Source organism: Oxalobacter paraformigenes (assembly GCF_000158475.2).
In the GTDB taxonomy this organism is placed as follows: Bacteria; Pseudomonadota; Gammaproteobacteria; order Burkholderiales; family Burkholderiaceae_D; genus Oxalobacter; species Oxalobacter paraformigenes.
The window spans coordinates 143,628-156,373 of record NZ_KI392030.1 but is presented as its reverse complement, the minus strand read 5'-3'; the positions used below and the strand labels follow the sequence as shown (position 1 = coordinate 156,373).

Annotated in this window: 13 protein-coding genes and 1 riboswitch; of the genes, 6 read left to right on the top strand and 7 right to left on the bottom strand. The window is 50.6% G+C overall.

The window, feature by feature from the left end:
- Nucleotides 1-844 precede the first annotated feature (844 nt).
- Entirely contained in the window at nt 845-994 is a 150-nt protein-coding gene (locus OFAG_RS13615; RefSeq protein WP_155979177.1) for a hypothetical protein, read from the bottom strand.
- A gap of 309 nt (nt 995-1,303) precedes the next feature.
- On the opposite strand from OFAG_RS13615, the gene mltB reads away from it, so the two are divergent.
- On the top strand, nt 1,304-2,425 hold the full coding sequence (gene mltB / locus OFAG_RS00755) for a lytic murein transglycosylase B (RefSeq protein ID WP_005878295.1): 1,122 nt from the start codon (nt 1,304-1,306) through the stop codon (nt 2,423-2,425).
- 314 nt (nt 2,426-2,739) lie between these two features.
- Nucleotides 2,740-3,078 (top strand): hypothetical protein, encoded by a 339-nt coding sequence (locus tag OFAG_RS00750; RefSeq protein WP_020994688.1) that lies wholly within the window; start codon nt 2,740-2,742, stop codon nt 3,076-3,078.
- A 94-nt stretch (nt 3,079-3,172) separates the two neighbouring features.
- Here the strand turns inward: OFAG_RS00750 and OFAG_RS00745 are convergent, their stop codons facing one another.
- Nucleotides 3,173-4,420 (bottom strand): acetylornithine/succinyldiaminopimelate transaminase, encoded by a 1,248-nt coding sequence (locus tag OFAG_RS00745; protein ID WP_020994687.1) that lies wholly within the window; start codon nt 4,418-4,420, stop codon nt 3,173-3,175.
- 349 nt (nt 4,421-4,769) lie between these two features.
- Here OFAG_RS00745 and mnmE point away from each other — a divergent pair, with 349 nt between their 5' ends.
- The 4 genes from mnmE to nusB all read left to right on the top strand — a co-directional run bounded on the left by mnmE (nt 4,770) and on the right by nusB (nt 8,448).
- Entirely contained in the window at nt 4,770-6,158 is a 1,389-nt protein-coding gene (gene mnmE, locus OFAG_RS00735) for a tRNA uridine-5-carboxymethylaminomethyl(34) synthesis GTPase MnmE (protein WP_005878301.1), read from the top strand.
- 162 nt (nt 6,159-6,320) lie between these two features.
- On the top strand, nt 6,321-7,433 hold the full coding sequence (gene ribBA / locus OFAG_RS00730) for a bifunctional 3,4-dihydroxy-2-butanone-4-phosphate synthase/GTP cyclohydrolase II (protein ID WP_005878303.1): 1,113 nt from the start codon (nt 6,321-6,323) through the stop codon (nt 7,431-7,433).
- A gap of 24 nt (nt 7,434-7,457) precedes the next feature.
- Nucleotides 7,458-7,943 (top strand): 6,7-dimethyl-8-ribityllumazine synthase, encoded by a 486-nt coding sequence (ribH, locus tag OFAG_RS00725; RefSeq protein ID WP_005878305.1) that lies wholly within the window; start codon nt 7,458-7,460, stop codon nt 7,941-7,943.
- Nucleotides 7,944-7,977: 34 nt separating this feature from the next.
- Nucleotides 7,978-8,448, top strand: coding sequence for a transcription antitermination factor NusB (gene nusB, locus OFAG_RS00720; protein ID WP_020994686.1), 471 nt, complete (start codon nt 7,978-7,980; stop codon nt 8,446-8,448).
- Nucleotides 8,449-8,496: 48 nt separating this feature from the next.
- Here nusB and metF read toward each other — a convergent pair whose 3' ends face one another.
- From metF to OFAG_RS13610, 5 genes are all read right to left on the bottom strand, one after another.
- Complete coding sequence (gene metF / locus OFAG_RS00715; protein ID WP_005878310.1) at nt 8,497-9,384, bottom strand: methylenetetrahydrofolate reductase [NAD(P)H]; 888 nt, start codon at nt 9,382-9,384, stop codon at nt 8,497-8,499.
- Entirely contained in the window at nt 9,385-9,726 is a 342-nt protein-coding gene (locus OFAG_RS00710) for a phage holin family protein (RefSeq protein WP_005878313.1), read from the bottom strand. It lies immediately after the preceding gene.
- A gap of 129 nt (nt 9,727-9,855) precedes the next feature.
- Entirely contained in the window at nt 9,856-11,268 is a 1,413-nt protein-coding gene (ahcY, locus tag OFAG_RS00705; protein ID WP_005878315.1) for an adenosylhomocysteinase, read from the bottom strand.
- Between the two features lie 33 nt (nt 11,269-11,301).
- Nucleotides 11,302-11,409: riboswitch (S-adenosyl-L-homocysteine riboswitch) on the bottom strand.
- Between the two features lie 89 nt (nt 11,410-11,498).
- Complete coding sequence (locus tag OFAG_RS00700; RefSeq protein ID WP_005878317.1) at nt 11,499-12,431, bottom strand: methionyl-tRNA formyltransferase; 933 nt, start codon at nt 12,429-12,431, stop codon at nt 11,499-11,501.
- A gap of 95 nt (nt 12,432-12,526) precedes the next feature.
- On the bottom strand, nt 12,527-12,694 hold the full coding sequence (locus OFAG_RS13610) for a hypothetical protein (protein ID WP_020994685.1): 168 nt from the start codon (nt 12,692-12,694) through the stop codon (nt 12,527-12,529).
- Nucleotides 12,695-12,746: the final 52 nt, after the last annotated feature.

Below are 12,746 nucleotides of genomic sequence, written 5' to 3'. Positions count from 1 at the left end.
TGAAAAACGTCCCGCCCGCCTCTCACGCCGCCCGCCGGGCGGTTTGGGGCGGTGTGTGTCTTTTTTCCGGATCAGGGACGTATCCGGAGCGGGCGCAAAGCGCGCACTGTCCGTCTTTGTCCGGTCAGGCGGGGGATACGGCGGGAAAGGGTTTTTTGCGGTATCGCCCGGCCAAAGACGGGGCACTCCGCATCCATCCCGCGGGTTTCGGTCAGTCGCGTTTTGATCGCCTTTCCTTCTTTTCGCTATTCTTTCTTTCCGCTATTCTTTCCTTTTTTTCGATATTCTTTCCTTCTTTCCGGCAGATGAAAAGCCCGGGCAATCCCAACAGGCGCTGAAAGGCCCTCTTCATACCGGACGTCCGGCAGATGGCCTGCCGGATGGATTTGGGGGATGGCTGATCCTATCGGGTGACAGGGCTGATGCGGCGCGTTACTGTTTCGATGGCGGCGAGTATGTCACCGCACTTGTCCTCCGGCCTCAAAAAGGGGCCGGTTTCCGGTTCCGGTATGCCGGTCCGCTTTTTGTCGGAGGGGGCGAAAAAAGCGGAAGCGTTCCCCTTTTTATCTGCCGGCGTCTTTCTGTCGCCCGGTTTCAGGAGCGTGGCTAAAAACGCCATGAGGCGGCTGGCGGCAGGCTTTCAGATCGCCTGCCGCACTGGCTCCACCGGCGGTGGTGTGCGGTCATGCCGGTCAATGGCCTGCTATCCTGATGTTTTCCATGTTGCCGCTCTCGCGGCGATGTAGCGCCCGCGATGTGGCACGATAAACAAAAACCGCTCCTGATTCCCTGCCTTTTTTGACGCCGGATGCTCAACTGCCTGTCGCCGGTTTGACAGGGGCGATTATTTCCTGCCTGTATGCCTCGCCACCAAAGCGCGTTTGCCTTTGGGCGCGTGCAAGGCAGCCTGGCCGGGCGTCTTGTCCGTCCAGGCGCAATGCGTCCTGTCGCGCTCGCCTCCCCTGTCCATGCCATTTGAGCGCAAACGTTTCACGCCCTGCCTGAAGACGGGGGAGGCTTGCCATGTTCAGCGTATGGCCCTGAATCATTTCCCGGTTTCCATGTTCGTTTTTAACAAGAGATTTTGCCTTTTTATGACGAATTCGTCCGATCAGGCGGGACATAAAACAGGCTGGCCGGATACCTGTCTTTTTATCCCTTCTTTCCGGCCTGTTTTTTTCGGTATCCGGATGATGGCCGGGTGTGCCGCGCCTTATTTTTTGCACGCCTCGTGTGGCATGCTTCAATGGCTTGTTATACTGGGTGCTGGCTTTTAAGGAAAAGTTCTTGAAAGGTTCCGTTTATGCCGATCATCTTCAGAATCAAAACAGCCGGACTATTCTTTTTCCTTGTGTTTCTTTTTCCGCTTGTCTGTGCCGGAGAAACGGCCGGGGCCGACAGCAAGGCTCCGGCTTGTTCCTGTCCGCTTTCCCTGCCGGAGACAGACAATGGGAATGCCCCGGACAAATCGCTTTCTTTTTCGGAAAACGCCAAACAGTTCATCAACGAATTTTCCGAAAAATACCGTTTTGACAAAACCCGCTTAACTTGCCTTTTCGATCAGGTCGAAATCAATTCGACAGCGATTCGCCTGATGACGCCGGCAGGGAAAAAAAACCGGAACTGGCAGGCGTATCGCCGGAAAATGATCGAACCGGCAAGAATAGCGACCGGTATCCGGTTCTGGAGGCAATACGAAAAATCGCTGGAACTGGCGGAAAAGCAATTCGGCGTCCCGCCACACATTATTGTCGGCATTCTCGGCATTGAATCGGTTTATGGCAGAAATACCGGCCATTTCCGTACACTGGACACTCTCGCAACGCTGGCTTTCGACTATCCCGAGGCTGCAAACCAGACTGCCAGAAAAGCTTTTTTCCGCCAGGAACTGGAAAACCTTTTGCTGCTCGCCCACGAAACCGGCTCCGATCCCATGAGTTGGCATGGGTCTTACGCAGGCGCTATCGGATTTCCCCAATTCATGCCTGGCAGTATCCGTCAATACGCTGTCGATTTCGACGGTGACGGGAAAATCGATCTGGAAAATTCGGCCATCGATGCGATAGGCAGTGTTGCCAATTTCCTCTTGCAACATGGATGGAAAGAAAAGATGCCCATCGCTTTTCCTGTCAGGGCAGCCTTTGACTGCGCCATACCGGAAACGCTTTTCAATCAGGGCCTTAGGGCAACTTTTACGATCGGCCAGTTGAACAGACAATGCATCATTTCCGACCTCGCCACTGAAAACGGCCTGCGTTTCGGCCTGATAGACCTGCCTAATGAATCCCTGCCCGACGAGTACTGGATCGGCACGGACAATTTCTTTGCCATCACGCACTATAACCGAAGCTATTTCTATGCCATGTCGGTTGTTTTATTGGGCCGGGAAATTCATAAGGAAATACAGGCTGCCATAAACCCCTAAAAAAACCGTTTTTTAGGTTGCCGCGTGCATTTTGCGTTTATTTCATTTTATGTATAATTGTTAAACTATTCAGGTTAGTATGTATTTCAGTCTGACGCATAATAAACGTGATTTTCTGAAGATGCTGAAACTGCAAACCGGTCTGGACGAACAAGACAGGAAAAATATCGTCAACAGGCGCAGGCGTCCTGTGGAATTCTTGCGGTATATCCTTTAGCCATTCACGTTTAAAATACGCCTTATCGACCATTTTCAGGTAACATGCCTTTAAACAACAAAGACAGGTGAATTTTTATAAACAGGATCTTTGAAAAATGACGAACAAAGCCAAAAGCCCGGTGAATTCTGCGACAGAAGAGCGACTTGAAGATCGCGTATATGACCCGAACCGTCTTCTCGATACATTAATTCAGCATTTGAATCTGAAAAACGATGCCGCTTTATCACGTGCCCTGGAAGTCGCCCCTCCCGTCATTAGCAAAATCAGACACCGCCGCCTGCCGGTGGGGGCGTCGTTATTGATTCGTATGCATGAAGTCAGTGATTTGAGCATCAAGGAATTGCGGCGCCTGATGGGCGATCGCCGGGCCAAGTTCCGCATCAGCGACAAACAGTTCAAGCCTCAAAAAGCCGTTGAAAAGGAAAACGCCTGAGCCGTTTCATGATCGGCCGCGTGGTCTTTGGCGTATTTGAAAAAGCCCGGAATCTTGCGACTTCGGGCTTTTTCAAATGACGTGAATGAAAAAATCACTTTTTCAGCCAGGCGTTAATGGATTGTCTCAACAGCTTTTCGCCCTGCCTGATGTGCTCATCGGACACGATGAGCGCGGGAACGAAGCGAATGACGTCATAACCGGCCAGCAATAACAGCAGGCCCTGTTTTCCGGCTTCTGCCGTAATTTCCGCGGCTTTCCCATGATATTTTTCCGACATGACCAGCCCCAGCATCAGGCCTTTTCCTCTTACCTGTGAAAAAACATCGGGATAATCCCTGACGACCGATTCGAGGCTGGCTCTGAGTTTTTTGCCCGCATCGACTACACGGGCCAGAAAATCCGGATGGTTGATCGTCTCGAAAACCTTGCAGGCAACGGCCGCGGCCAGAGGATTGCCCCCATATGTCGTACCGTGGGAACCGACCGAAAAAGAGTTGGCAATTTCGGTGGTCGTCAACATCGCCGCGATCGGAAAGCCATTTCCAAGCGCCTTTGCCGATGTCATGATATCGGGAACCACATCATAGTCCATATAGGCGAACAGTTTGCCAGTCCGTCCCATTCCGCACTGGATTTCGTCGAAAACAAGAAGGGCATTTTTTTCATCGCACAAACGGCGCAGCCTTGCAAGATATTCCGGATCAGCCGGAAGAATGCCCCCTTCGCCCTGAATCGGTTCGACAACCACGGCACAAACGTCATCTCCTATTGCCGCTTCCGCCGCGGCAATATCGTTAAACGGAATATGGTCAATCTGCGGAGGCAAAGGCGCGAACCCTTCTGTATATTTCGATTGTCCGCCGACTGTTACGGTAAAGAGGGTGCGTCCATGAAAAGCATGAAAACAGGAAACAATCCGGTTCTTTTTCTCCCCGAAACGGTCGTGGGCCCACTTTCTTGCCAGTTTGAAAGCGGCTTCATTGGCTTCGCCGCCCGAGTTGCAGAAAAAAACCTTTTCGGCAAATGTCGCGCCTGTCAAAGCCCTGGCCAGCCTCAAGACAGGCTCATTCGTAAAATAATTGCTGACATGCCACAAATTGTTGGCCTGTTCCACGAGCGCGTCCACGATTTCGCGGGGCGTGTGGCCCAGACCCAAAACCGCGATACCGCCGGTCAAATCCAGATAATGGCGGCCTTCCTGATCCCATAAATCCAGCCCGGAACCACGGACGGGAATAAAGGAGGCAGGCGCAAATACAGGCACCATCACTTCATCGAAAGTCTGGCGGTTTACCGGCTCATCGTTTTTCACAAACCCTGTATTTGCAGATGTACTCATTCCCAATCACCCTACCAATGAATAAAAAAGGACTGTCACGTCCATTTTATACCCTAAAAACGCTTCCGCGGCCTATCGGATAAAAACAACAGGCGGGAAACCGTTCATTTAGTCCCTGAAAAATTCTATACTTGTTTTTCAGGCGATCAAATACCCTGCGCAACCGGCAGCGAAACAAAACCAGACGGCACAGTGTATTCAAACCGACATTTTCGGAAACACCCGGCTCCGGATTCATGCTTCCCGCGCAATATCCCTGACTAATGCTTTTATTTTTTCGCGACAGCAAGGATAATGCATGAGAAACATGATTGACAGCTATTAAACCTGTTTTTTAACGTACCTCACAATGAATACAGATTCTTCTCCTATTGCAGCCATCGCTACCGCTCCCGGACGCGGTGGAGTCGGTATCGTCCGTATTTCAGGCAAAAACCTGGAGCCTTTCATTTCCGAATTTTTCAGGGCGGCTTCCAAAGACTTGCCCTTAAAACCGCGTTACGCCCATTTTCTGCCTTTTCTGGACGCCGACGGCAATATTATCGACGAAGGGATTGCCCTGTATTTCAAGGCGCCTCATTCTTTTACAGGAGAAGATGTTCTCGAGTTGCAGGGACATGGCGGGCCGGTTGTGTTGCAGATGGTGCTAAAGCGCTGTCTTCAGGTCGGGAAAACCATTCAGTTACGGATAGCCGAACCGGGCGAATTCACCCGGCGGGCATTTTTGAATGACCGGATCGATCTCGCACAGGCAGAAGCGATTGCCGATCTGATCGACGCCACTACGGAAGAAGCTGTCCGTTCGGCGTCACGGTCGCTCTCGGGCGTGTTTTCAAAAGAAATCCGCGATCTTGCCTCCGCGATCATTCAGCTCAGGATGATGGTGGAATCCTCGCTTGATTTTCCCGAAGAAGACATCGACTTTCTGAAAAAAGAAAATGTCAAGGAAAAAATCATTTCCATTCGTGAATCGTTACGCGGCATTATTTCGCAAGCTGCGCAAGGCGCCCTTTTGAGAGAAGGCATTCATGTTGTCCTGGCAGGACAAACCAATGTCGGAAAATCCTCGCTGCTCAACGTTCTCACCGGTTCCGATATCGCTATTGTGACGCCGGTTGCCGGCACTACCCGTGACAAAATTACCGAAACCATCCAGCTGGAAGGCATTCCCGTCACCTTGATTGATACCGCCGGTATCCGTCCCAGTACAGCCGAGGATGAAGTCGAACGTATCGGTATCGAACGCGCATGGACTGAAATCGAAAAAGCCGACGTTATTTTGCATCTGCTTGACGCCAGTCTGGGACCTACCCGTTCTGACGAAAAAATCGCTGCGGATTTTCCTCCCAACATTCCGGTTATCCAGATCTGGAACAAAATCGACATTTCGGGACATCGTCCTTCCACAGACAATATGTTCGGCATCACGCAGGTTTATCTGTCCACACAGACCGGTGAGGGCATTGATCTCCTGAAAACGGAATTGCTTAAAATCGCGGGTTGGGTTCAGACGGGTGAATCCACTTATCTTGCCCGCGAACGGCATCTGACGGCGATGAAAATGGCTGATACGCATCTGGCTATCGCGACGGAACACGCCGTGTCGGGTTCGCCATCGCTAGACCTTCTCGCCGAAGAATTGAGACTGGCGCAAGATGCCCTAAACAGCATAACGGGTGAATTTACTTCGGACGATTTGCTCGGCCTGATATTTTCCCGTTTTTGCATCGGAAAATAAGCGTTTCCTGTTCAGCGACTTCCATAAAACCTGTACAAGGCAGGTTTTATGGTTTTTTATTCTGCCGTTTCCCGTCGATCTCGTTTACGGCGGCACTATGCCGATAATCTGCCTGTCCGGCACAGTTTCATTTAAAATAGCGGATTCCAGAGGAATTAAGTTATGTCCATTTCTTCCACACAAGAAATTATTGACGATTTGCGTGCCGGCCGCATGGTTATTCTGGTCGATGACGAAGATCGCGAAAATGAAGGCGATTTGATGATTGCGGCCGATTTTGTCACGCCTGAATCGATCAACTTCATGACGAAATACGCCCGCGGACTGGTTTGCCTGACGTTGACCCAGGAGCGTTGCGATCAGCTCGGCCTGGCTCCGATGGCCCGTGACAACCGCAGTTCTTTCAATACGGCTTTCACTGCCTCCATTGAAGCGGCCGAAGGCGTCACGACGGGCATCTCCGCGTTTGACCGCGCCCGGACTGTTCAGGTCGCCGTTGCGAAAAACGCCAGACCGGAAGATATCGTTCAACCGGGACATATATTCCCCATTACCGCCAAACAGGGCGGTGTGTTAAGAAGGGCGGGCCACACGGAAGCGGGATGCGATTTGACCGCTCTTGCGGGTTTGACACCAGCCTCAGTCATTTGTGAAATCATGAATGAAGACGGTTCAATGGCGCGGCTACCCGAACTGCTTGAATTCTCGGAAAAACACGGCCTCAAAATCGGGACGATTGCCGACCTGATCAGCTACCGAAACCGGCATGAAAGCATTGTCGAACGGATCGCTGAAAACGCGGTCAATACGTCTGCGGGCCTGTTTCAGGGCATTATTTATCGCGATAAACCGAGCCAGTCCATTCATCTGGCACTGGTCAAAGGAAGTATTACGCCTGAAACGGAAACGCTTGTCAGAGTACACCAACCCGTTTCACTGGTCGATTTTATTGAAACCAAAACCACCTCGCATTCGTGGAGTTTGGTTGACGCCATGCATAAAATACAGGCCAGCGACCGGGGAATACTGGTTTTACTGAACTGTAGCGAACAATCCGGCGAATTTCTCGCAAAATTCGTTACAATGGGAAAAAACAGGGCAGGCGAAACGCCATCGGCTGCCAGCCAAACCTTACGAAACTACGGTATCGGGGCGCAAATATTGCGTGATATCGGCGCAGGCAAAATAAAGTTGCTCGCCAACCCCAGGAAAATGCCTTCCATGACCGGTTTCAATCTGGATATCGTCGGTTATCTGGAAAACAGGGATTTTTAATCATTTATATCGGGGAGAACGGTTATGAGCATCAATACTTTCGAAGTGGATCTTCAGGGGCAGGACTTGAGAATCGGCATCGTCCAGTCGCGTTTTAACGAAGAAATATGCCGCGGTTTGCTAAACGCCTGCCTTGGGGAGTTGAAACGGTTGGGTGTCGCCAATGAAGATATTCTGGTAGCGACTGTTCCCGGCGCGCTTGAAATACCGGTTGCATTGCAGAAAATGGCGGAATCGCAACAGTTCGATGCGTTGATTGCCGTCGGCGCTGTCATCAAGGGAGAGACTTATCATTTCGAACTCGTTTCCAATGAATCGGCTGCCGGCATTTCGCGTGTCGCTCTCGATTTCGATATGCCGGTTGCCAATGCCGTCTTGACGACCTATACCGATGAGCAGGCTGAAGCACGCATGATTGAAAAGGGAACGGAAGCGGCACGTGTTGCCGTTGAAATGGCCAATCTGGTTCTGGCAATCGACGAGCTGGAACCGGCAACCGATAACGAATAAGATTTCACGGAACGATTTTCCTGTTTTGACTTTTATGAAAAACAAATCCGTACATGCAAATCCCTCCAAAAACCGCTCTCCCCGGCATCGTTCACGGGAATTTGCGTTACAGGGACTCTACGAATGGTTACTGAACAAAGACGACGCTCCCGTCATTATCGAGCATATACGTCAGGCGCACGGGTTCGATAAAGCGGACACAGGACATTTCGTCACGCTCGTTTCCGGCACCATTCATCAGGCCGAAACACTGCGTTCGGAAATTGTCCCTCACATTGACCGGTCTCTGGACGAACTCTCGCCTGTGGAACATGCCATTCTTCTCCTGGGGGCCTATGAATTGAAGAATCATATTGAAATCCCCTATCGGGTCGTCATTAACGAGGCCGTCGAGCTTACCAAATCTTTCGGCGGAATAGACGGCCATAAATTCGTCAATGGCGTTCTGGACAAGATTGCCGCCAAATTGCGCCCGGCAGAAGTCGAAGCCGACCGTAACAAATAAAAAGACCAAAAGGAAAACCGGTACCGCCCGATACGGTACCGGTTTTTGTCAGGCAGAAACGATTTCTTTTTCTTCAGCAGGTTCCAACGCCGCCTTTTTTTCGTGCAGCCCAAGCCGTTTCCAGATTTCAGACGTTATCGCGGCCCGATTAAGGCTGTAAAAATGCAAGCCCGGAGCGCCACCGGCCAAGAGCTGCTCACATAACTCGGTCACCACATCCAGTCCGAATGCACGGATCGAGGCCAGGTCATTTCCGTAACTTTCCAGCCTTAAACGTATCCAGCGCGGAATTTCCGCACCGCACATATCGGAAAATCTTGCCAGTTGCGTATAGTTTGTAATGGGCATAATGCCGGCGATAACCGGTATGGACACGTTAGCTGCCTGAACATTTTCCATAAACCGGAAATAGGCGGCTGGATTGTAGAAATACTGCGTAATGGCTGCATCTGCGCCCGCTTTGACTTTACGCACAAAATTATCGACATCATCCGTCATTGACTTTGCCTGCGGATGCATTTCGGGATAAGCCGCGACATCAATCCTGAACCAGTCTCCTGTCTCGGCACGGATGAATTCAACCAGTTCATTAGCATAACGGAATTCGCCCAAAACACCATACGAACTGGGCAAGTCCCCACGCAATGCCACGATATGGCGTATGCCGCATGACCGGTATTTATTCAGACGTTCGCGTACGGTTTCCCGCGTCGAACCGATACAGGTAACATGAGGCGCCGCTTCGTAACCTTCTTGCTGGATCTCAAGCGCAATATCATGGGTTCCCTGTTGAGTCGAACCACCCGCACCGAAAGTAATGGAAAAATATTTCGGCGACAACTCGGCTAACCGCGTACGCGTTACGCGCAGTTCGTCAATCGCCTCAGGCGTTTTCGGCGGAAATAATTCAATACTGAAACTTTTTTGAGATGGCATTTAATTCTTGAATAACAAGGTGGACAAAGCCCACGAGATAATACTGTAAAGCAATGCCCCGCCTACCGCTGCCCAAAAACTGCTGACGTAAAAACCATCTACCATTTTGGACACCAGCCAGAACATCAGGCCGTTAATCACAAAAATGAACAATCCCAGCGTTACCAAAGTAACCGGCAATGTCAGCAAAACCAGCAGGGGTCTTATCAACGCATTGACCAGTCCCAGTACCAGTGCAGCGATCAAGGCCGTCCAGAAACCGGAAATCTGGATGGACTTCATCAGATACGGCAAGGCGAGCAAAGCAACCGTGTTAATCAGCCAGACGATAAGAATACGCATGATTTCCTCCACTATAAGCGTGCAAACCGGCTTGAATTTCAATCGACGTTAACCACGCCACCATCATAACGAAATTTCGTCGGGCCGAAAGTGACGCAGGATGAACCCTGCGTCTTTCCCTGATATAACTCAATAGCGGTAGTGATCAGGCTTGTAGGGACCTTCTTTCCTGACCCCGATATAATCGGCCTGTTCGTCTGTCAATTCCGTCAACTGGGCATTCAGCTTTTTCAGCTGCAGCCGGGCCACTTTTTCATCCAGATGTTTTGGCAAGGTATACACCCCGACAGGGTAGGCTTCCCTGTTGGTAAACAGTTCGATCTGGGCGATCGTCTGGTTCGCAAAAGAAGAACTCATCACATATGAGGGGTGTCCCGTTCCACATCCCAGATTGACCAGACGGCCTTCGGCCAGCAATATGATCCTGTTGCCGTTCGGCAAGACAATGTGATCGACTTGGGGCTTGATGTTTTCCCAGGTGTACTGTTTCATTGAGGCGACGTCGATTTCATTGTCGAAATGGCCGATATTGCAGACGATGGCCTGATCTTTCATTTTTATCATGTGATCGTGTGTGATGACATGATAATTGCCGGTACAGGTCACAAAGATATCGGCCTGTTCCGCGGCATATTCCATCGTAACGACACGATATCCTTCCATTGCCGCCTGTAAGGCACAAATCGGGTCGATTTCGGTCACCCATACCTGGGCTGACAACGCTCTCAAAGCCTGAGCGCAACCCTTGCCGACATCGCCATACCCGCAAACCACGGCGATTTTTCCCGCAATCATGACGTCGGTCGCACGCTTGATCCCGTCCACAAGCGATTCACGACAACCGTAGAGATTGTCGAATTTGGACTTGGTTACCGAATCATTCACATTAATGGCGGGGAATTTCAGTTTTCCTTCCTGATGCATCTGGTACAGCCGGTGAACGCCGGTTGTCGTTTCTTCAGTCACGCCCCTGATTTCCCGGATGCGTTTCGAATACCAGTTCGGATCGGTTTTCAAATGACGCCGGATCGCATTGAAAAGACAGACTTCCTCTTCAGAACCCGGATTGTCCAGAACGGAAATATCCTGTTCGGCACGGTTGCCAAGATGCAGCAGCAAAGTCGCATCGCCACCATCATCCAGAATCATGTTGGAATAAGCGCCATCAGGCCATTCGAAAATCCGGTGAGTGAATTCCCAGTAGTCGTCCAGCGATTCGCCCTTGAAAGCGAATACAGGCGTTCCATTGGCTGCAATAGCCGCTGCGGCATGATCCTGGGTTGAATAAATATTGCACGAAGCCCAGCGAACCTGTGCGCCAAGCGCTTCCAGCGTCTGGATCAGTACGGCAGTCTGGATGGTCATATGAAGGGAACCACTGATACGGGCGCCCTTCAAAGGCTTGCTGGCGGCATATTCTTCGCGAATCGCCATCAGACCGGGCATCTCGGTTTCGGCAATTCTGATTTCCTTGTTGCCCCATGCCGTCAGGCCGGGATCGGCAATATAAAAATCCTGTTCTTGTCTGGATACAGCGTTCATCACGCTCTCCTTTCCTGATATTGATAGAAAAAAGTAACGTGAGCGCCGTTTTGATGGAAATCCGAGCCTGGCAAAAAGAGAACAAGAATATGTCTGCGCAAGGCAGGGCCTGTTCATTTTGTCGCAACGCTCCTCGGACGTGCGGCAATATTACATGAAATTGGGAAAATTGTTAAATTTCCGGCTGCAAAGAAAAATGGCCGGAACCATTTTCTGCCTGTAACGAGTACCTAATCGCCAAATTTCATACCGATATCCAGGCCAACCCGCTTTTGGTATTCCCTTGCCGATATGTTCTTTTCCTTGCCCGTTCTGACCGATAAAACGCGAATCTCGCCGCCTTGCGCTCCCACAATGAAACTGTCGCCATCCAGGGACGTTATCGTCCCGGCCTTTCCCCGCACATTTTTAAAGGAATTATGCGGAATTTTCCGGCATTCCATCATGACAAGCTTTTCACCGCGAAACGTTGTCCAGGCACCCGGATTGGGATTGCATCCCCGGATCAGATCATAGACCTGGTCAACATGATTGTTCCAGTTGATGCGCGCTTCCGGTTCTTTAAGCCAGCTTTCATAACTGCCTTTATGAACATCCTGCGGTTTTTCCTCATAATTTCCGGAAACGATCAGATCAGCCGCTTCGAGCAAAGCCTGCACACCCAGCGGAAACAAATGATGGTAATACAATGCCCCCGCTGTTTCGTCGGGATGAATGGGCACGGTCTTTTGAAGAATGACAGGACCTTCGTCCATAACATCAGTAGGACGGAAAATAGTGACGCCCGTTTCATGTTCGCCACAGACAATTGCCCAGCTAATCGCACTTGGGCCGCGATATTTGGGCAATAAAGAGGGGTGGAACTGAATGGTTCCGAATTTGGGCATCTGTGCGAATTCCCGAGGCACGAATTGAACGACATAAGCCATGACCGCAATATCAGCATTCAGATCCTTCAATGCGGAAAGCGCTTCGTCGGAGGCCAGATTCTCAAACTGGAACAGCCGGATATTGTTTTCCAGAACATGGACTTTCAAAGCGTCAGGACGTGAATTTCTTTTTTCCGGTGCAATGAATACCCCGACAACTTCATCGCCGCGAGACTGAAACGCTTCGAGTACCGCCTTGCCAAAACTTCTCTGTCCAATAATAACTACACGCATGAAAAAACCCTGGTTCAAAAAAAAGATGGGTGGACAAAGCCACCCATCCTGCTAAATGCCTAATGAATCACTTCATTAAAACAATTGGCCCACCCTTATTTTTTCTTTTTCGCGGGTACTTCGAAAGCGCCACCTGCTTTCAGTTCGGAAATTTTCTCTGCCGAGAATCCGCAAACTTCTTTCAGGATTTCTTCCGTGTGTTCACCCAACATCGGCGCCGGCGTGATCTTGTCTACGATGCCTTCGGACATCTTGACCGGCATACCTACTGTCCAGTAGTCTCCTTCCGGATGGCCTTCGACTTTGTACGATCAT